This window comes from Streptomyces sp. BV286 (genome assembly GCF_019090165.1).
In the GTDB taxonomy this organism is placed as follows: Bacteria; Actinomycetota; Actinomycetes; order Streptomycetales; family Streptomycetaceae; genus Streptomyces.
In genome coordinates, this window is sequence record NZ_JAHRIB010000150.1 from 67,291 (window position 1) to 87,345 (window position 20,055).

Consider the following 20,055-nt stretch of genomic DNA (forward strand, 5'->3'; position numbering starts at 1 on the left):
CTTTGCGGGTGGAGTGCCGGAGTCCGCATCCAGGTACCCCCCACCCGTCACCGCTCGAACGAGCATGCGGCATAATTGCTTGTGAATGTGAACGCGTTCACAAGCGAGTCCCAGTTGCTTCCGTTATGTCTGCGACAAGCGGGACAAACTGCCGCTGTTTCTACGGCGATGTAAGGAGATGACGACGTGGAATTGGCTCTGGCGCCGGAAACCGTGGCCCGATGGCAGTTCGGCATCACCACCGTCTACCACTTCCTCTTCGTCCCGCTCACGATCTCGCTCGCCGCGCTCACCGCGGGCCTGCAGACCGCCTGGGTGCGCACGGAGAAGGAGAAGTACCTCAGGGCCACCAAGTTCTGGGGCAAGCTCTTCCTGATCAACATCGCGATGGGCGTCGTCACGGGCATCGTGCAGGAGTTCCAGTTCGGCATGAACTGGTCGGACTACTCGCGCTTCGTCGGTGATGTCTTCGGAGCGCCGCTCGCCTTCGAGGCTCTGATCGCCTTCTTCTTCGAGTCCACCTTCATCGGGCTGTGGATCTTCGGCTGGGACAAGCTGCCGAAGAAGATCCACCTCGCCTGCATATGGATGGTCTCGATCGGCACGCTGCTGTCGGCGTACTTCATTCTCGCGGCCAACTCCTGGATGCAGCACCCCGTCGGGTACCGGATCAACGAGCAGAAGGGCCGGGCCGAACTCACCGACTTCTGGCTGGTCCTCACCCAGAACACCGCGGTCAACCAGGTGTTCCACAGCTTCTCCGCGGCCTTCCTGACGGGAGGCGCCTTCATGGTCGGCATCGCCGCGTTCCACCTGATGCGCAAGAAGCACATCCCGGTGATGCGGACCTCGCTGCGGCTCGGCCTGGTCACCATGGCGGTCGGCGGTCTGCTCACGGCGATCAGCGGGGACACCCTCGGCAAGGTCATGTACGAGCAGCAGCCGATGAAGATGGCCGCGGCCGAGGCGCTGTGGGACGGCGAGAAGCCCGCGCCGTTCTCCGTGTTCGCGTACGGGGACGTCGACGAGGGTCACAACAAGGTGGCCCTGGAGATTCCCGGCCTCCTGTCCTTCCTTGCCCACAGCGACTTCGACTCGTACGTGCCCGGCATCAACGACACCAACAAGGCCGAGCAGGAGAAGTACGGCCCCGGTGACTACAAGCCCATCGTCCCCGTCGCCTACTGGGGCTTCCGCTGGATGATCGGCTTCGGAATGGCGTCCTTCTCGCTGGGCCTGCTGGGGCTGTGGCTCACACGGAAGAGGTTCCTGCTGCCGGCCGCCCACCGGACGGGGGAGGACGAGGTACCGCACCTGGTGCTGCTGAGGAAGCCGCTCGGAGCCGGGCTCACCCGGCTGTACTGGCTCCTGGCGGTCTGGACGATGGGCTTCCCGCTGATCGCCAACTCATGGGGCTGGATCTTCACCGAGATGGGCCGGCAGCCCTGGGTCGTCTACGGCGTGATGCAGACCCGGGACGCGGTCTCCCCCGGCGTGTCGCAGGGCGAGATGATCACCTCGCTCGTCGTCCTCACGACGATCTACGCGATCCTCGCCGTCATCGAGGTCAAGCTGCTCGTGAAGTACGTCAAGGCCGGGCCGCCCGAGCTGACCGAGGCCGACCTCAACCCGCCCACGAAGATCGGCGGCGACCTCCGGGACGCCGACAAGCCGATGGCCTTCTCCTACTAGGCCCAGGGAGCTGCTGAGTCATGGAACTTCACGACGTCTGGTTCGTCCTCATCGCGGTCCTGTGGACCGGCTACTTCTTCCTGGAGGGCTTCGACTTCGGGATCGGTGTCCTCACCAAGCTGCTCGCCCGCAACCGGACCGAGAAGCGGGTGCTGATCAACACCATCGGCCCGGTCTGGGACGGCAACGAGGTGTGGCTGCTCTCGGCGGGAGGTGCGACCTTCGCCGCCTTCCCCGAGTGGTACGCCACGTTGTTCTCCGGCTTCTACCTGCCGCTGCTGCTCATCCTGGTCTGCCTGATCGTGCGCGGAGTCGCCTTCGAGTACCGGGTGAAGCGACCCGAGGAGCAGTGGCAGCGCAACTGGGAGAACGCCATCTTCTGGACCTCGCTGCTCCCGGCGTTCCTGTGGGGCGTGGCGTTCGGCAACATCGTGCGGGGCGTCAAGATCGACCAGGACATGGAGTACGTGGGCACCCTGTGGGACCTGCTCAACCCCTACGCCCTCCTGGGCGGTCTGGTGACGCTGACCCTGTTCACCTTCCACGGGGCGGTGTTCGCGGCACTCAAGACCCTCGGAGACATCCGGGAGCGGGCGCGGAAGCTGGCACTCGGGCTCGGACTGGTGACAGCCGCGCTCGCGGCGGTGTTCCTCCTCTGGACCCAGGTCGAGAGCGGTGACGGTAAGAGCCTGGTCGCTCTGGTCGTGGCCGTGACCGCGCTGGTCGCGGCGATCGGGGCGAACCAGGCAGGGCGTGAGGGCTGGGCGTTCGCCCTGTCCGGCCTCACCATCGTCGCCGCGGTCGCGATGCTGTTCCTGACGCTCTTCCCGAACGTCATGCCGTCCTCGCTCGATGACGAGTGGAGCCTGACGGTCACCAACGCCTCGTCGAGCCCGTACACCCTGAAGATCATGACCTGGGGTGCGGTGATCGCGATGCCGGTGGTCATGCTCTACCAGGGCTGGACGTACTGGGTGTTCCGCAAGCGGATCGGTACCCAGCACATCGCCGAGACCGTGCACTGAGACCGATGAATCCGAGGGCACGTTTCACGTGAAACATGCCCAATGAGAAGAGGGTGTGTTTCACGTGAAACACACCTGCTTGACCCGAGGGTGTGTTTCACGTGAAACCGATCGACCCGCGACTTCTCCGCTACGCCCGCGCCACCCGCTTCTTCCTGATGGCGGTCGTCGGTCTCGGCATCGCGGGGGCGGGACTGGTCGTCGCCCAGGCCATGCTGATCGCCGAGGTGGTGGTCGGAGCCTTCCAGCGTGAACTGTCGGTCGGTGAACTCCGCACGCCACTCGTGCTGTTGGCGGCGGTCGCGGTCGGCAGGGCGCTCGTTTCCTGGCTCACCGAGCTCGCCGCTCACCGGGCGAGCGCGGCGGTCAAGTCGGAGCTGCGCGGGAGGCTGCTGGAGCGAGCCGGCGCGCTCGGACCGGAGTGGCTGAGCGGGCAGCGGACGGGATCACTGATCGCGCTCGCCACCCGTGGCGTGGATGCCCTGGACGACTATTTCTCGCGCTACCTGCCGCAGTTGGGGCTCGCGGTGGTCGTCCCGGTCGCCGTGCTCGCGCGGATTGTCACCGAGGACTGGGTGTCCGCAGCAATCATCGTCGGCACACTGCCGCTCATCCCGATCTTCATGATGCTCATCGGCTGGGTCACGCAGTCCCAGATGGACCGCCAGTGGCGGCTGTTGTCCCGGCTTTCGGGGCATTTCCTGGACGTGGTCGCCGGGCTTCCCACGCTGAAGGTGTTCGGGCGGGCCAAGGCGCAGGCCGACTCCATCCGCCGGATCACCGGGGAGTACCGGCAGGCGACCATGCGGACCCTGCGCATCGCCTTCATCTCGTCCTTCGCGCTGGAGTTGCTTGCCACGATCTCGGTCGCCCTGGTCGCGGTGACCGTCGGGATGCGGCTCGTCCACGGTGACATGGCGCTGTACGACGGGCTGGTCGTGCTCGTTCTCGCTCCCGAGGCGTATCTGCCGCTGCGGCAGGTCGGGGCGCAGTACCACGCGGCGGCAGAGGGGCTGTCGGCCGCCGAGGAGATCTTCGCGGTCCTGGAGACGCCCGTGCCGGCATCCGGGACGGGCGCTGTGCCCTCCTCGGGAGAGTTGAGCTTCGAGGGCGTGACGGTCCGGTACCCCGGCCGGTCGTCCGACGCGGTGTCCGACGTGTCCTTCGAGGTCCGGCCCGGGGAGGCCGTGGCGCTCGTCGGCCCCAGCGGCGTGGGCAAGACGACCCTCCTGAACGTGGCGCTGGGATTCGTCGAACCCACGGCGGGCCGAGTGCGTGTCGGGGGAGTCGATCTCGCGGAAGCCGACATGAAGGAATGGCGTTCGCGGGTCGCGTGGGTGCCGCAGCGGCCTCATCTGTACGCCGCGTCCATCGCCGAGAACGTCCGGCTGGCCCGGCCGGAGGCGGACGACACCGCGGTGCGGCAGGCCTTGTCCGATGCCGGGGCCCTGGAGTTCGTGGACGCGCTGCCCGACGGCGTGCACACACGTCTCGGTGAGGACGGTGCCGGACTGTCCGCCGGGCAGCGCCAACGGCTCGCCCTGGCACGGGCGTTCCTGTCGGATCGGCCGGTGCTGCTCCTGGACGAGCCGACCGCCTCGCTGGACGGGGCGACCGAGGCCGAGGTCGTGGAGGCGGTGCGGCGTCTCGCGGTCGGGCGGACCGTGCTTCTGGTGGTCCACCGGCCGGCCCTGCTGGCCGTGGCGGACCGGGTGGTGCGGTGGGAACCGGCGGCCCCGGACGAGCGACCCGAACGGTCCGCCGACGCGGGGACGACTCACTCCGACGTGGTGGCGGTGGCGCCCGAGCGGCCCGAGGAAGTAGCGCCCTTGCCTCCTCGGAGGGGCGGCGGCGTGCTCACACGCGTACGTGCCATGGCCGGACCCCGGCGCGGACGGCTCGTGCTGGCCCTCCTGCTCGGCAGTCTCGCGCTCGGCAGTGCCGTCGGCCTCATGGCCACCTCGGGCTGGCTGATCTCCAGAGCCTCGCAGCAGCCACCCGTGCTGTATCTGATGGTCGCCGTGACGGCCACGCGGACGTTCGGGATCGGGCGGGCCGTCTTCCGGTACGCCGAGCGGCTGGTGTCGCACGAAGCGGTGCTTCGGATGCTCGCCGACACCAGGGTCGCCGTGTACCGGCGTCTCGAACGGCTGGCGCCCGCGGGACTGCGTACCGCCCGGCGCGGTGATCTGCTCTCGCGGCTCGTCACCGATGTGGACGCGCTGCAGGACTACTGGCTGCGCTGGCTGCTGCCCGCCGCCGCGGCGGCCGTCGTGTCCGCCGGCTCCGTCGGGTTCACGGCATGGCTGCTGCCCGAGGCGGGCGCTGCCCTCGCCGTGGGGCTGCTGGCCGCCGGGGTGGGTGTGCCGTTGCTGACCGGCGCCGTCGCGCGCCGTGCCGAGCACCGGCTGGCTCCGGCCCGCGGAGTGCTGGCGACCCGTGTGGCCGATCTCCTCACCGGAACGGCCGAGTTGACGGTCGCGGGCGCGCTCCCCGCACGTACCGCCGAGGCGCGACGGGCCGACACCGAACTCACCCGCATCGCCTCGCGTGCCGCCACCGCCACCGCGCTCGGCGACGGGCTGATCGCCTTGATCTCGGGTCTCACCGTCACGGCCGCCGCGCTCGCCGGTGCCCAGGCGGTCCTCGACGGACGCCTCAGCGGCGTGACGATGGCCGTCGTCGTCCTCACACCGCTGGCCGCATTCGAGGCCGTGCTGGGGCTCCCCCTGGCGGTCCAGTACCGGCAGCGGGTGCGCAGGAGCGCGGAGCGCGTGTACGAGGTCCTGGACGCGCCCGAGCCCGTACGGGAGCCGGAGCGGCCCGTGAAGGCACCCGAGTCGCCCTTCCCGGTCGTACTGAAGGGCCTGGCCGCTCGCCATGGGGGACAGCGGCGGGACGCGGTCGCCGACGTGGATCTGGTACTTGAGCGCGGGCGTCGGACCGCCGTCGTCGGGCCGTCCGGCTCCGGCAAGACGACGCTGGCGCAGGTGCTGCTGCGCTTCCTGGACGCGCGTGCGGGGACGTACACGCTGGGAGGGGTGGACGCGTACGGCATGGACGGCGACGACGTGCGGCGCCTGGTGGGGCTCTGCGCGCAGGACGCGCACCTCTTCGACAGTTCGGTGCGTGAGAATCTGCTGCTCGCCCGGAAGGACGCGACCGATTCCGCGTTGCGGGACGTGCTGGGCCGGGTGCGGCTGCTCGACTGGGCCGACGGGCTGCCCGACGGGCTCGACACGTTGATCGGGGAGCACGGCGCCCGGTTGTCCGGGGGGCAGCGGCAGCGGTTGGCGCTGGCCCGTGCCCTGCTCGCGGACTTTCCCGTGCTGCTTCTCGACGAGCCCGCGGAGCACCTCGATCTGGCCACCGCCGACGCCCTCACCGCCGACCTGCTGGCCGCGACCGCGGGGCGCACGACGTTGATGATCACGCATCGGCTCGCGGGGCTGGAGGCGGCGGACGAGGTGATCGTCCTGGCCGAGGGGCGTGTCGTGCAGCGGGGAGCGTTCGACGAGCTGGTGCACGCGCGGGGACCGTTGCGGGAGATGGCCGAGCGGGAGAGCCGGACGGAGACGCCCGCCGTCGCACGGTGAGGGCATCCCGAGCAGGATGCCCCGGGAGGGTGCGGTCATCGCTGACGGCGCTCGACTTTCCCGAACAAATGGGACTAACTAGGCTCGGTGCATGTCAGACGAGCCGGGCCCCGGTGCCGCCCCGAATCCGGACGACGTGCCGCGGCTGCTGGAAGCGATGCGGGCGGTGGGAAGCGGGCTGGAACTGCGGTCCTCGCTCGAGCGGATCTGTGAGACAGCGGCGGAGATGGCGGACGCCTGGTACGCGGTGGTCGGGCTGGCGGCAGAGGGCTGGGACGGGCTCGCCGAGCGCGCACGTGAGGACGTCGACGGGGAGAGCATCCGGTGGATCGGGCGCCTGCCGGACGGGCACGAACGACTGCGCCACCCGCCCACGGCCGGATTCCTGGGCGTCCCCATCCGGCTGCGGGGCGAGAGCCTCGGCACCCTCTACCTCGCCGAGAAGCGCGGCGGTGAACCGTTCGGCGAGCACGACCTCGACATGGTGCGCGTACTGGCGCGCGAGGCGGGCATCGCCCTCGGGAACGCGCGACTGTACGAGGCCGCCAAGCAGCGTGAACGCTGGATCGACGGATCCGTGGCCGTCACCACCGCGCTGCTCTCCGGAGGTGACGCCGACGAAGCCCTCCAGGTGGTCGCGGAACAGGCCCGCCGGCTCTCGGACTCCATGGCCGGACTGGTGCTGCTGCCCTCGACGGAAGGGGGTCTGGAGATCGTCGCCGCCGCGTCCGAGCGGCCGTCGAGGGCGCTGGGACTGGTCGTGCCGCCCGAGAACGAGGTGGCGGGCCAAGTCCTCGCGGGGGAAGCCGTGTTCGTCGAGGACGCGGCTGCCGACCCGCGGATGCTCGCCGACCTGGCCCGCGGTTACGGACCCACGATGCTGCTGCCACTGAGGAGCGGCGGCCGCGTCCTGGGCGCACTCGTCATGGCACGGGTGCACGGCGCGCGTCCGTTCACGGAGACCGAGCGCACCCTGGCGACACAGTTCGCCTCGCAGGCCGCGCTCGCGCTGATGATGGCCGAGGCGCAGCGGGACCGGGAGCGCCTCGCCGTGTACGAGGACCGCGACCGGATCGCCCGTGACCTCCACGACCTCGTCATCCAGCGGCTGTTCGCCACCGGGATGCTGCTGGAGAGCGCGCAGCGGCGCTCCGTGCTGCCCGAGGTGCGGCGGGGAGTCGGCAAGGCGGTCGACGAACTCGACGTCACCATCCAGGAGATCCGCACGGCCATCTTCGCGCTCCAGCAAGGGCCGGCGGAATTTCCGACAGGGCTGCGCACCCGCGTACTGCGCGAGATCAACATGGCTGCCGTACCGCTCGGCTTCAAGCCCTCGCACCAGTTCGTCGGTCCCGTCGACACGGCCGTCGGAGAGCTCACGGCCAAGAACCTCATCGCGGCCCTCCGCGAAGCCCTCTCCAACGCCTTCCGGCACGCGGGGGCGTCCCGTATCGACGTCACCGTGGACGCGACCGTACGGCTGCCGGACGAGGAACCCGGCGTGCGCCTGACGGTCGCGGACGACGGGGTCGGCATCCCCGAGGGGGGCCGGCGCAGCGGACTGAAGAACCTCGAACGGCGGGCGGAGTCGCTCGGCGGGAACAGCTGGTACGGGCCGGGCCCCGGGAAGGACGGCGGCGGCACGTCGGTGGTCTGGGAAGCGCCGTTCTGAACCAGACGCGCTACGCGCAGCCGTGCACACCGACCCGCCGAAGTGGGCTCCCGGGGACCCCTGTTCGGCTCAGCGCACTGGTCCATCCGTGACGACCGGTCCCCCAGGTGTACGACTTGAACAGGACCGGACCCGTCCCCGCGCGACACGATCCATGTCATGCGCTCACGCCGTCGCCACCCCCCGCTCGTGCTGGTGCTGCTGTGCGCGACGGCCGTCCTGGTGGCCGGTCCCACGACGGCCACGGGCGATACCGGTGGCTCCGGCGGGGTCGGCGCCGAGGTCGTTCGGCTGTACGAGGAGGCGTCACTGGCGACACAGCAGTACGAGGCCGGCCGCCGCGAGGCGGAGGTGCAGCGGGGCCGGGCACAGCGGCTGGAGCGGCTTCTCGAACGGGAGCGGCAGGACATCGCCGCACTGCACGGGGACCTCGGCCGCATCGCACGGGCCCAGTACCGCACCGGTGGAGGGCTCCCGCACACCGCGCAGATGCTGCTCGCGGAGAGCCCTGAGGAGCTGATGCGCGGGCAGCGGGCCGTCTGGCAGGCGGATCTGGCGCTCAACAACGCGGTCACCAAGAGCCGCCGGGCGGAGAACCGGCTCTCCGCCGACGAGGCCAAGGCGGCGTCGGCCTGGCAGGCGCTGGAACGGCGCAACGGCGAACTCGCCGAGATCAAGCGGGGTATCGAGCGGAGACTGGAGGAGGCCCAGTGGACGCTCCAGGGGCAGGCGGACGCCTCGGTCGCCGCCGGTGCCTGCCGGGGTTCCGTCCGGCTCGACCAGCCGCGGACGGCCTTCACCCAGCCGTGGGTCGCGCCGGTGGAGACGTACGGGCTCTCCGCCGGGTTCGGCAGCGGCGGTGACCGCTGGGCGAGCCGGCACACGGGGCAGGACTTCGCGGTGGACATCGGCACGCCGGTGCGGTCGGTGGGCGAAGGGCGGGTGGTGAAGGTGTCGTGCGGCGGCCCGTTCGGCATCGAGGTCGTGCTGGAACATGCGGGGGGCTACTACACGCAGTACGCCCACCTGGCCGCCGCCACGGTGGACCAGGGGGAGCGGGTGGCCGCGGGGCAGTGGATCGGCCAGGCGGGCACGACCGGCAACTCGACCGGACCTCATCTGCACTTCGAGGTGCGCCTCACACCGCAGTTGGGCTCGGGGGTCGATCCGCGGGAGTGGCTCGCCCGTCGGGGGGTCCAGCTCTAGGGCGTCAGTCCCCGGGGAGGCTGACGGCCGAGCAAGCCGGAGTGCCTTACCGGCGCTCCGCGAGGATCCGTTCGATCACGACCGCCACGCCGTCGTCGGTGTTGGCGGCCGTACGCCCGGACGCGGCGGCGATCACGTCGGGGTGCGCGTTGCCCATCGCGTACGACGTGCCCGCCCAGGTGAGCATCTCCACGTCGTTCGGCATGTCACCGAAGGCGACGACCTCTTCGTGCGAGATACCGCGCTCGGCGCAGCACAGTGCGAGGGTGCTGGCCTTCGAGACGCCGGGCCCGCTGATCTCCAGGAGGGCGCTGGGGCTGGACCGGGTCACGTCGGCCCGGTCACCGATCGCCAGGCGGGCGGTCATGAGGAAGTCGTCCGGAGCGATCTCGTGGTGGTAGGCGAGGATCTTGAGCACCGGCTCGTCGGCACCCGGAGCGTCCGACGCCAGAAGCTTCTCGGCGGGCGCGAGGGCGTCGGGGGCCTCCATGTGCAGCTTCGGGTACGCGGGCTCCTGGTAGAAGCCGTACGTCTGCTCGATGGCGAAGAGGGTGCCCGGAGCGGCGTCGCGCAGCAGCCGCACGGCGTCGAGCGCGTTCTCCCGCGCCAGTTCCCGGACCTTGACGAAGCGGTGGGCGCCGGGTCCGCCGTGCAGATCGACCACCGCGGCGCCGTTCCCACAGATGGCGAGGCCGTGACCGTGGACGTGATCGCTGACGACGTCCATCCAGCGGGCCGGGCGCCCGGTCACGAAGAAGACCTCGATGCCGGCGTCCTCGGCGGCGGCCAGGGCGGCCACCGTGCGCGGTGACACGGACTTGTCGTCGCCCAGCAGGGTGCCGTCGAGATCCGTGGCGATCAGGCGGGGCGGGAGAGGGGAGGCCGGGGTCCCGGGCCGTCGGGTCGCTGAGGTCACGCCGCCATTCTCGCGTACCCGCGTGCACGGTCGTGCGGCGGTCCGCGCAGGTGAGTGACCTGGGCCCTCACCTGCGCGTTCGCAGAGCCGACGACGGCTCTGTGATCTTTCCGAGCCTTGGCCGGAGCGGCAGTCGGGCACGTCGGGCGGTCGGCCGCCCGGGCAGGTGCTCGGGCGGCCGACCGGGGGCGCTGTCCGGACCGGAGTGGTCCGAGCGGGGCGGCCTCGGCCGCCTGTCGGGCGCGTGGGCGGACGGACGTGTCCCGGAGCGGGCGTCAGCCGAGCTGCGCCACCGCTTCCATCGCGATGTGCTCGAAGACCTTCTCGTCCGCCGCGAAGTCGGAGTCCGGGATGGGCCAGTGGATCACGATGTCCGTGAAGCCCAGTTCCATGTGGCGGCCCGCGAAGTCGACGAACGCGTCGAGGGACTCCAGCGGACGGCCGCGGTCCGGGGTGAAGCCGGTGAGCAGGACCTTGTCGAGCTCACGCACATCGCGGCCGGCCGTCTCGCAGGCGCCGCCCAGCTTCTCCACCTGGCCACGAAGGGCGTGGAGCGACTGCTCGGGGGTGCCCGACTCGAAGAGCTTCGGGTCGCCGGTGGTCACCCACGCCTGCCCGTGCGCGGCGGCGAGCTTCAGACCGCGCGGCCCGGTGGCGGCCACCGCGAAGGGCAGACGGGGGCGCTGGACACAGCCGGGGAGGTTGTAGGCCTCGCGCGCCGAGTAGAACGTGCCGTCGTACGACACGGTGTCCTCGGTGAGCAGCCGGTCGAGCAGCGGTACGAATTCGGCGAAGCGGTCGGCCCGCTCGCGCGGTGTCCATGGCTCCTCGTCGCCGCGCAACAGTGTCGTGGCGTCGAAGCCGGAACCGCCCGCGCCGATGCCCAGCGTGAACCGGCCACCTGAGATGTCGTCGAGTGAGACCAGCTCCTTGGCGAGGGTCACCGGGTGCCGGAAGTTCGGTGAGGTCACCAGCGTGCCCAGGCGCAGGCGGTCGGTGGCGCCCGCGGCGGCCGTCAGTGTCGGCACGGCGCCGTACCAGGGGCCCTCCCGGAACGTCCGCCACGACAGATGGTCGTACGTGTAGGCGGTGTGGAACCCGAGCTGCTCGGCGCGCTGCCAGGTGGAACGCCCTCCCTCGTGCCAGCGGAGGTACGGCAGGATCACGGTGCTCAGGCGCAGACTCATGCCTCAGAGCCTAAGCGCAGCCACGGGGCACGCCGAACGGCCGAGGGGCGGGGCCGGGTCCGGCCGGACGACGGGTGGCGGGCGGGCCGAGCGCGCCGAGCGGACAGGTGCACGTGCCGGACGGCCGACGTGGCCGACGCGGCCGGCTCACTGCGGGCGGCCGGTGTGGCTGTTTCGCCCGCGGCCGATGTGACCGGATCACTTGGGGCAGCCGATGTGACCGGATCGCCCGGGGCAGCCGATGTGACCGAGCAGTCCGGGACTGCCGACCGACCGGGCCGCCCAGGCCCCGCCGGACTCGCTGGTTCGGCCGGTCAGTGCGTGGCCGGGAACCGCAGGTAGCCCGGAGGCACCGCGGCCGTGAGCCACACGCCGTTGGCGCTGACCCGGAAGACATGGCCGTCACGGTCCATGGCGCCGGCGTCCACGGAGAGCACGACGGGACGGCCGCGGCGGGCGCCGACGCGGGTCGCCGTCTCGCGGTCGGCCGAGAGATGGACGTCGTGCCGGTTCATGGGCCGCAGGCCCTCGGCGCGGATCGCGTCCAGACTGCGGGCGACGGTGCCGTGGTAGAGGTACGCGGGCGGGGTCGCCGACGGCAGTCCCAGGTCGACCGTCACGGAGTGGCCCTGGCTGGCGCGTATCCGGGTGCCCTCGATCGCGAAGCGCCGCTTGTCGTTGGTGGCCACCACGTGATCGAGCTCGCCGCGGGTGAACCGGAAGCCGTGCGCGGCCGCCGCGGACATCAGCGTGCCGATCTCCACCCAGCCGCCCTCGTCGAGCGTGAGCCCGATCCGCTCGGGCTGGTGGCGCAGATGCTTGGAGAGGTACTTCGACACCTTCACGGTGCGCCGCTCGTCCGTCCCGCCCCGGCGGGTCCCGCTCGCGCTCCCACCGTCCGGGCTCCCACCGCCCGGGCTCACTCCGTTCTCGTCCACACCGTTCTCGTCACTCTCATCGATGTCGCCTTCGTTCATCCAGTCAGATTGCCTGGAGAGACGCTGATCACGCATTTGATTTTGACTTCGAGGTTTGATCCACAGCCAAATGCGTTATCCACAGGGCCAGTTGGGGATTCTGTGGACAACTGGCTGACAGTTCAGGCCGGTTCGTCAACATTGGCCGCCTGCACATGGTTTGCGGCCAGCGCGTCCAACGTCCGTGCCCTGACCTCGCGTTCGGCCGCCAGAGCGATGAACTCGGACGCATGCTCCGCGCCGACAAGCCCTTCCACGGCGGCCATTGTCGTGTCCGGCACCGACACGGTACGTGTCTCCTCCGCACCCGCGGGGGGCTGTTCCGCACCGAGGTGCCGGCGCAGGTGTCGATGCGCGAACAACCGCATGGCCCGCGCCAGTTCGGCGTCCACCGTCTGTCGTGCGAGCGGCCGCAGTCGCCGTACGAGCTCGGCCGCCTCGGCGGCGTCGGTGTCGGTCGGGGGGTGCTCGCCGAGATAGCGGGCGAAGACGTGCTCGGTGGTGAACTCCAGGAAGCGCGAGGCGATGTGCTCGACCTGGCCCCTCAACTCCCTCAGATGGCCCGAGATCGCCGACAGCGGGACGCCCGCCTCGTACAACTCCGCAGCCACCGCCAGCTCTTGAGGGCTGGGGACGAGAAACATGTCCTCCTGTCCCGGTATCCGTTCGAGCACGCCGAGCTCCACCGCGTCGGCCACCGCCGCGTCGTCCGGGTCGCCGCCGAACCGCTCGTCGAGCTCGGTCCGCGAGATACGGACCGCCTCCTCGTCCGTCCACGGCCCGTCGACCTCCGCGACCAGACCGAGCACGCCGCCGAGGCCGCGCCCGGCGTCCCAGGCCTCCAGGAGCTCCTTGATGGAGGCCAGGGTGTAACCACGGTCCAGCAGGTCCGCGATCTGCCGAAGCCGGGCAAGGTGCGTAGGGGAATAGACGTTGGCGCGACCGCGCCGCTCCGGGCGGGGGAGCAGCCCGCGGTCCTGATAGGCGCGGATCGTCCGGACCGTGGCGCCACTGTGGTGCGCCAGGTCCTCGATCCGGTAGGCCACGCCGGCCGGCTCGTCGATCACGGTTCCTGCCCTCCCGGTCCCCGTCGTCCCGAAGTCCCGTCGCTACGCGATCGCCGCCCTGCCGATCGCCCCCACAGCAGCCCGAGCCGCGGGCGACCGCGCCAGATACTCGGCCGCGCGGCGCATCGAGCCCTCCTGCGAGGGATGGTACGAGCGCCGCAGATAGCGCGGCACGGCCGAGCCGAGCTCCTTCCACGTGGGCAGCAGCCCTTTGCGCACCGCCCGGTTGTGCGCCCCGAGCGAATAACGCAACCGCCCCGCGAGCTGGGGGTCGTTGCGTATCAGATAGGCCGCGCCCCACGCCCACATGTACAGCATCACAGGTGCCGTGACCGCCATGCCCGCCACCCGGCGCGCGTACCGCGGCAGGCCCTCACCGCCGCAGTGCTGGTACATGTCGAAGGCGACCGCGCGATGCTCCACCTCCTCGGCGCCGTGCCAGCGCAGCAGGTCGAGCATGACCTCGTCGGACCCGGCGTCGTCCAGTCCCCGGGCGGCCAGCACCCAGTCGCCCAGCACCGCGGTGAACTGCTCTATCGCCGCGATCACCGAGAGCCGGAAGCGCAGCCACTCGCGCTCCGGTATCAGGGCGCCCAGCGGCGGAGTCTCGCCCAGGATCCTCCGGAAGAGGAACTCGACGTGCTTCGTGTACGCGTCCGTGTCCAGCCGCTGCGCCGCCAGGTGGTCCAGCACGTACGCGTGCTGCACGCTGTGCGTCGCCTCCTGGCCCATGAACCCCTTTACGTCCTTGAGGAGTTCGGGGTCGGTGACCAGAGGCAGGCCTTCCTTGAAGACCTTGACGAACCATCGCTCCCCCGCCGGCAGCAGCAGATGCAGCACGTTGATGACGTGGGTCGCGGTCGGCTCGTCCGGTATCCAGTGGAGCGGGGTCTCTTCCCAGTCGAAGGACACCCGTCGGGGTGTGATGGCGTGCTGTTCGGTCACAGCGGTGGCTCCATCCGTGCGATCGCGCGCAGCGCTCCGGGAGTGAAACGGGACATGAGACGGCCGCCGCGCGCCTCCGCCGTCACGGGCACCACGGCCTGGTTGCGGACGACGGCCCGCAGGACCGCCTCGGCGACCTTCTCCGGCGGGTAGTTGCGCAGCCCGTACAGCCGCGCGGACCTCTTCTGGCGTCGCTTCTCCTCTTCGGCGTCGACTCCGGTGAAGCGGGCGGTGGAGGTGATGTTGGTGTTGACGAACCCGGGGCAGATCGCCGACACCCCGATGCCCTGGCCCGCCAGTTCGGCGCGCAGGCACTCGCTGAGCATCAGTACCGCCGCCTTGGAGGTGCTGTAGGCGGGAAGCGCCTTCGACGGCAGGTACGCGGCCGCCGACGCGGTGTTGACGATGTGGCCGCCCTGCCCGCGCTCGGCCATCTGCTTCCCGAAGAGCCGGCAGCCGTGGATCACACCCCACAGATTGACATCGAGGACCTTGCGCCAGTCCTCCACGGAGGTGTCCAGGAAGGAGCCGGACAGTCCGATGCCGGCGTTGTTCACCAGTACGTCGACCACTCCGTACTCTGCGGCGACCTTCGAGGCGAGCTTCTCCATGGCCTGCTCGTCCGAGACGTCGACCGTCTCGGCCCAGGCCTCGGGGGCGCCGATGAGGAGGGACAGTTCGGCGGTGCGCGCCGCGCTCTCCGCGTCCCGGTCGACGGCCACCACACGCGCGCCGGCCTCGGCGAACGCGAAGGCGGTGGCCCGGCCGATGCCGCTGCCCGCGCCGGTGACCAGCACGAGCTGCCCGCCGAAGCGGTCGGCGTGCGGGCCGCTCACCGTCGGTGCGGGACGACCGCTTTCGATGGTGGTCACGAAGTCGGTGATCCAGGCGGCCAGCTGGTCGGGCCGGGTGCGGGGGATCCAGTGCTTCGCCGGGAGGGTGCGGCGCACCAGCTTCGGTGCCCACAGCTCCAGTTCGTCATAGAGCTTCTCCGACAGGAACGCGTCTCCCAGCGGCGTGATGAGCTGCACGGGCGCGTGCGCGTACGCGTCGGTGCGCGGCCTGCGCAGGCGCGGCCGGACGTTGTCCCGGTACAGCCAGGCGCCGTGGGCCGCGTCCGTGGGCAGCGACGGGGTCGGGTAGCCGTCCGCGGGAACCTTCTCCAGCCGCCGCAGGAGTTTGGGCCACTGCTTGCCGAGCGGGCCGCGCCAGGCGAGTTCGGGCAGAACAGGGGTGTGCAGCAGGTACACGTACCAGGACTTGGCGCCCTGGCCGAGCAGTTGACCGACCCTGCGGGGTGTCGGGCGGGACACGCGCTTCTTGATCCAGTGCCCGAAGTGGTCGAGGGACGGCCCGGACATCGACGTGAAGGAGGCGATCCGTCCCTCCGTGCGCTTGACCGTGGTGAACTCCCAGCCCTGCACGGAGCCCCAGTCGTGGCCCACCAGGTGCACCGGCCGGCCCGGGCTGACCGCGTCCACGACCGCCAGGAAGTCGTCCGTCAGCTTCTCCAGGGTGAACCCGCCGCGCAGCGGCCTGGGAGCGGTGGACCTGCCGTGGCCGCGCACGTCGTAGAGCACCACGTGAAAGCGCTCCGCCAGGCGCCCCGCGACCTCGGACCACACCTCCTTGGAGTCCGGATAGCCATGTACGAGCACCACCGTGGGCCGCTTCGGATCGCCCCACTCGGCGACACACAGCTCGATGCCGCCCGTCCGTACCCAGCGCTCGCGCGCACCGTGAAGGGTCACTTGTCCTCCGCCCAGCGCCGCACGTGCGGCAGATCGTCGTCCAGCCAGAACGCGCTCTGCTCGGGGTCCCTGGAGTCGGTGACCACCAGGATCTCCTCGAACTTCGCGCCCGTGCCCCGGAATCCCAGATGCGGCTCGACCGCCCACAGGCCCGGGTGCGGTGGGTGGTCCGAGAAGCGGTACGGCGACCACAGGGGGGACCAGCCGTCGCGGTGGCCGTGGACCGCGTCGGCTGCCAGGCCCTTGAGCGACTGGGTCCCGAAACCGAACAGGCGCGGCGACCAGCGCCGCTGCCGCACGCGGTCGACCTTGTGGGCGATCACGCCGAAGGGGTAGGCCCGATGGCGGTTCGCGTAGCCCTGGCGGGCCATGAGCCGGTCCACGTCCTCGTAGATCTCGCGCAGCGGGCGCCGCTCGCGCACCTCGCGCAGGATCAGCTCGCGGTGCGCCTCCAGGTCGGCGAGCAGCCTGTCCTGCAGCGCGTTCGGTCCCAGCGAGCCGGAGTATCCGATGTCCGCGGTGAAGCCCTTGTGGACCGGCGCCAGGTCGAGGATGAACGGCATGCCCCGCTCCAGCCGCCTGTTCGTGGGGAAGAACTGCAGCGGGATCTTGAAGCCCGCGAACGCCGTGCGGTCCCCGAACCAGGCGAAGGGCAGATGGAACCAGTCCCGGACCCCGCGCTCCCGCAGCCACTCGCGCTGCATGCGGGCCGCCTCGCGCTCGGTCACCCCCGGCTCCAGCCGGGCGGCGACCGCCTCCGCGCAGGCGTACGCGAGCCGCTGCACATCACGGAACCCGCGCAGCTCCGCGGTGAGTTCGCCTGGTGGGGCCACTGCTGAGGTCATGCCACCGTCCGTTCCAAGCCGACTGCCGTACGCGCCCGTAACTTGACACTGATGAATGTGACAATTGTTGGAGGCTGCGTCAAGGGGCGGGCACGCGGCCTGTGGAAAACCGCGTCGCTGGGGACAACCCGGTGACCACGGACGCCGCTCGATGCCGGGCGGCGGCCGCCGGTCGTTCGACCTCAGGGCGACCCCTACGGGCCCGTACGACTGGAGAGTGACGGCGATACAGCTCCCAGGTCTGATGTGTGGTGTGGCCTGCGCCACTACCTTCGAACCGTGACTGTGATCGCGACCGAAAGCCTGAGCAAGCGGTTCCCGAGGGTGACCGCTCTTGACCGGCTCTCCGTGGACGTCGGACCCGGTGTGACCGGACTCGTCGGAGCCAACGGAGCCGGCAAGTCCACACTGATCAAGATCCTGCTGGGTCTGTCCCCCGCCACCGAGGGCCGCGCCGCGGTGCTCGGACTCGATGTCGCCACCAAGGGCGGCGACATCCGTGAGCGCGTCGGATACATGCCCGAGCACGACTGTCTGCCGCCGGACGTCTCGGCCACCGAGTTCGTCGTCCACATGGCGCGCATGTCCGGCCTGCCCCCGGCGGCGGCCCGCGAGCGCACGGCGGACACGCTGCGCCACGTCGGCCTCTACGAGGAGCGGTACCGCCCCATCGGTGGTTACTCGACGGGCATGAAACAGCGCGTGAAACTCGCCCAGGCGCTGGTCCACGACCCCCAGCTGGTCTTCCTCGACGAGCCGACGAACGGCCTCGACCCGGTCGGCCGCGACGAGATGCTCGGCCTGATCCGCCGCATCCACACCGACTTCGGCATCTCCGTCCTGGTCACCTCGCACCTGCTCGGCGAGCTGGAGCGCACCTGCGACCACGTCGTCGTCATCGACGGCGGCAAGCTCCTGCGGTCCAGCTCCACCACGGACTTCACGCAGAGCACGGCGATCCTCGCGGTCGAGGTCACCGACACGGACGAGCACCCGGACGGCACCGGCGCACTGCGCGACGTGCTGCACGCGCGCGGGATCGACACCCACGACGGCAGCGGGCTCCCGGGCGCGGGCCACATCCTCCTGCTCACCGCGCAGGGCGAGGAGACGTACGACCTCGTCCGGGACGTCGTCGCCGACCTCGGCCTCGGGCTGGTGCGCATGGAGCAGCGCAGGCACCACATCGCGGAGGTCTTCAAGGACAGCGACGAACAGGCGGCCAGGGACGCCCAGGCGCAGCCGGACCCGAAGAACGGCGACGAACAGCGGAAGGAGGCGGTCGGCCATGGCGGTTGAGCAGCCCCAGGCACAGGCCTCGGCTCGCGCGGGCGAGCAGACCAGGATCCACAACATCGGCTACCGCAACTACGACGGCCAACGCCTCGGCCGCGCGTACGCCCGCCGCTCGCTCTACTCGCAGTCCCTGCGCGGCGCCTACGGCCTCGGCCGCTCGGTGAAGTCCAAGGTCCTGCCGATGCTGCTCTTCGTGGTGATGTGCGTCCCCGCGCTGATCATGGTCGCGGTGGCGGTCGCCACCAAGGCGAAGGACCTGCCCGTCGACTACACGCGCTACGCGGTCATCATGCAGGCCGTCATCGGCCTGTACGTCGCCTCGCAGGGACCGCAGGCGGTCTCCCGCGACCTGCGCTTCAAGACCGTCCCGCTGTACTTCTCGCGTCCCATCGAGACCGAGGACTACGTACGCGCCAAGTACGCGGCGCTGGCCTCGGCGCTGTTCATGCTCACCTCCGCGCCGCTGCTCGTCCTGTATGTGGGCGCACTGCTGGCCAAACTCGACTTCGCGGATCAGACCAAGGGATTCGCACAAGGGCTCGTCTCCGTGGCACTGCTTTCCCTGCTCTTCGCCGGCATCGGCCTGGTCATCTCGGCGGTCACCCCGCGGCGCGGCTTCGGCATCGCCGCCGTCATCGCGGTGCTGACCATCTCCTACGGAGCGGTGTCCACCGTCCAGGCCATCGCCTACGACCAGTCCAGCACCGACGCGATCGCCTGGCTCGGGCTCTTCTCGCCCATCACGCTGATCGACGGGGTCCAGACCGCCTTCCTGGGCGCCACGTCCGCCTTCCCCGGCGGCGAGGGCCCCTCCGGGAGCGAGGGTGTGGTCTACCTGCTCGTCGTGCTGGGGCTCGTCGCGGGCTGCTACGGCCTCCTGATGCGCCGCTACCGAAAGGTCGGACTGTGACCGCCCGCCCGTCGTCCGCCACCACCCTTCCAAGGAACGGGCCGCGCCCATGAGCACACTCACCATCGACCACGTCTCACGCTGGTTCGGCAACGTGGTGGCCGTCAACGACATCACGATGACCATCGGCCCGGGCGTCACCGGTCTGCTCGGCCCGAACGGCGCAGGAAAGTCCACCCTCATCAACATGATGGGCGGCTTCCTCGCCCCCTCCACGGGCACCGTCACCCTCGACGGCCGGCCGACCTGGCGCAACGAGGAGATCTACCAGCAGATCGGCATCGTGCCCGAGCGCGAGGCGATGTACGACTTCCTCACGGGACGCGAGTTCGTCGTCGCCAACGCCGAGCTGCACGGCCTCGGCGACAAGGCCGCCCACCGGGCGCTCGCCACGGTCGAGATGGAGTACGCGCAGGACCGCAAGATCTCGACGTACTCCAAAGGCATGCGCCAGCGGGTGAAGATGGCGTCCGCGCTCGTCCACAACCCGTCCCTGCTGCTGCTCGACGAGCCGTTCAACGGCATGGACCCGCGCCAGCGCATGCAGCTGATGGACCTGCTGCGGCGCATGGGCGACGAGGGCCGCACGGTCCTCTTCTCGTCGCACATCCTCGAAGAGGTCGAGCAACTCGCCTCGCACATCGAGGTGATCGTCGCCGGACGGCATGCGGCGAGCGGCGACTTCCGCCGGATCCGCCGTCTGATGACCGACCGGCCGCACCGCTATCTCGTGCGTTCCAGCGACGACCGCGCGCTCGCGGCCGCGCTCATCGCCGACCCGTCGACGTCCGGCATCGAAGTGGACCTCCAGGAGGGCGTGCTGCGCATCCAGGCCGTCGACTTCCCACGCTTCACGGCACTGCTGCCGCGGGTGGCCCGCGACCACGGCATCCGGCTGCTCACGGTCTCGCCGTCCGACGAGTCCCTCGAGTCCGTCTTCTCGTATCTCGTCGCGGCGTAGGAGGCCGAA

The 20,055-nt window shown here is 70.5% G+C and carries 15 protein-coding genes; 8 read left to right on the plus strand and 7 right to left on the minus strand.

The genetic code is table 11. The features are described 5' to 3' along the window. Positions 1–186 precede the first annotated feature (186 nt). The 5 genes from KUF83_RS24990 (at position 187) to KUF83_RS25010 (ending at position 9,191) form a co-directional block, all read left to right on the plus strand. A complete protein-coding gene (locus KUF83_RS24990; RefSeq protein ID WP_217457165.1) occupies positions 187–1,692 on the plus strand; it encodes a cytochrome ubiquinol oxidase subunit I in 1,506 nt (501 codons plus the stop codon). A gap of 20 nt (positions 1,693–1,712) precedes the next feature. After that, the gene (cydB, locus tag KUF83_RS24995) at positions 1,713–2,717 is read left to right on the plus strand and encodes a cytochrome d ubiquinol oxidase subunit II (RefSeq protein WP_217457166.1); all 1,005 of its coding nucleotides are present in this window, start codon (positions 1,713–1,715) and stop codon (positions 2,715–2,717) included. A 101-nt stretch (positions 2,718–2,818) separates the two neighbouring features. Next, positions 2,819–6,313, plus strand: coding sequence for a thiol reductant ABC exporter subunit CydD (gene cydD / locus KUF83_RS25000; protein ID WP_217457167.1), 3,495 nt, complete (start codon positions 2,819–2,821; stop codon positions 6,311–6,313). Positions 6,314–6,404: 91 nt separating this feature from the next. Continuing rightward, complete coding sequence (locus KUF83_RS25005) at positions 6,405–7,985, plus strand: GAF domain-containing sensor histidine kinase (protein ID WP_217457168.1); 1,581 nt, start codon at positions 6,405–6,407, stop codon at positions 7,983–7,985. 159 nt (positions 7,986–8,144) lie between these two features. Next, on the plus strand, positions 8,145–9,191 hold the full coding sequence (locus tag KUF83_RS25010) for a M23 family metallopeptidase (protein ID WP_217457169.1): 1,047 nt from the start codon (positions 8,145–8,147) through the stop codon (positions 9,189–9,191). A gap of 46 nt (positions 9,192–9,237) precedes the next feature. Here KUF83_RS25010 and KUF83_RS25015 read toward each other — a convergent pair whose 3' ends face one another. From KUF83_RS25015 to KUF83_RS25045, 7 genes are all read right to left on the minus strand, one after another. Next, complete coding sequence (locus KUF83_RS25015) at positions 9,238–10,107, minus strand: HAD-IIB family hydrolase (RefSeq protein WP_217457170.1); 870 nt, start codon at positions 10,105–10,107, stop codon at positions 9,238–9,240. A gap of 275 nt (positions 10,108–10,382) precedes the next feature. Beyond that, the gene (locus tag KUF83_RS25020) at positions 10,383–11,294 is read right to left on the minus strand and encodes an LLM class flavin-dependent oxidoreductase (protein WP_217457171.1); all 912 of its coding nucleotides are present in this window, start codon (positions 11,292–11,294) and stop codon (positions 10,383–10,385) included. A gap of 314 nt (positions 11,295–11,608) precedes the next feature. Continuing rightward, positions 11,609–12,271 carry an RNA 2'-phosphotransferase gene (locus tag KUF83_RS25025; protein ID WP_217457172.1) on the minus strand — a complete coding sequence of 221 codons (663 nt, stop codon included), beginning with the start codon at positions 12,269–12,271 and terminating at the stop codon, positions 11,609–11,611. 122 nt (positions 12,272–12,393) lie between these two features. Then, positions 12,394–13,338 carry a MerR family transcriptional regulator gene (locus KUF83_RS25030; protein ID WP_217457173.1) on the minus strand — a complete coding sequence of 315 codons (945 nt, stop codon included), beginning with the start codon at positions 13,336–13,338 and terminating at the stop codon, positions 12,394–12,396. 42 nt (positions 13,339–13,380) lie between these two features. Further along, positions 13,381–14,283, minus strand: coding sequence for a metal-dependent hydrolase (locus KUF83_RS25035; protein WP_217457174.1), 903 nt, complete (start codon positions 14,281–14,283; stop codon positions 13,381–13,383). Continuing rightward, positions 14,280–16,034, minus strand: coding sequence for an SDR family oxidoreductase (locus tag KUF83_RS25040; RefSeq protein WP_217457175.1), 1,755 nt, complete (start codon positions 16,032–16,034; stop codon positions 14,280–14,282). The genes KUF83_RS25035 and KUF83_RS25040 overlap by 4 nt, the downstream gene beginning before the upstream one ends. After that, on the minus strand, positions 16,031–16,879 hold the full coding sequence (locus KUF83_RS25045) for a M24 family metallopeptidase (RefSeq protein ID WP_217457176.1): 849 nt from the start codon (positions 16,877–16,879) through the stop codon (positions 16,031–16,033). Before KUF83_RS25045 ends, KUF83_RS25040 begins: the two co-directional genes overlap by 4 nt. Before the next feature lie 285 nt (positions 16,880–17,164). Here KUF83_RS25045 and KUF83_RS25050 point away from each other — a divergent pair, with 285 nt between their 5' ends. The 3 genes from KUF83_RS25050 to KUF83_RS25060 are packed head-to-tail and all read left to right on the plus strand — an operon-like array spanning position 17,165 to position 20,046. Next, positions 17,165–18,178 (plus strand): ABC transporter ATP-binding protein, encoded by a 1,014-nt coding sequence (locus tag KUF83_RS25050; RefSeq protein ID WP_217457310.1) that lies wholly within the window; start codon positions 17,165–17,167, stop codon positions 18,176–18,178. Further along, on the plus strand, positions 18,168–19,085 hold the full coding sequence (locus KUF83_RS25055; RefSeq protein WP_217457177.1) for an ABC transporter permease subunit: 918 nt from the start codon (positions 18,168–18,170) through the stop codon (positions 19,083–19,085). Before KUF83_RS25050 ends, KUF83_RS25055 begins: the two co-directional genes overlap by 11 nt. Before the next feature lie 49 nt (positions 19,086–19,134). Next, positions 19,135–20,046, plus strand: a complete 912-nt coding sequence (locus KUF83_RS25060) for an ABC transporter ATP-binding protein (RefSeq protein ID WP_217457178.1) — start codon at positions 19,135–19,137, stop codon at positions 20,044–20,046. The last annotated feature ends 9 nt before the right edge of the window (positions 20,047–20,055 follow it).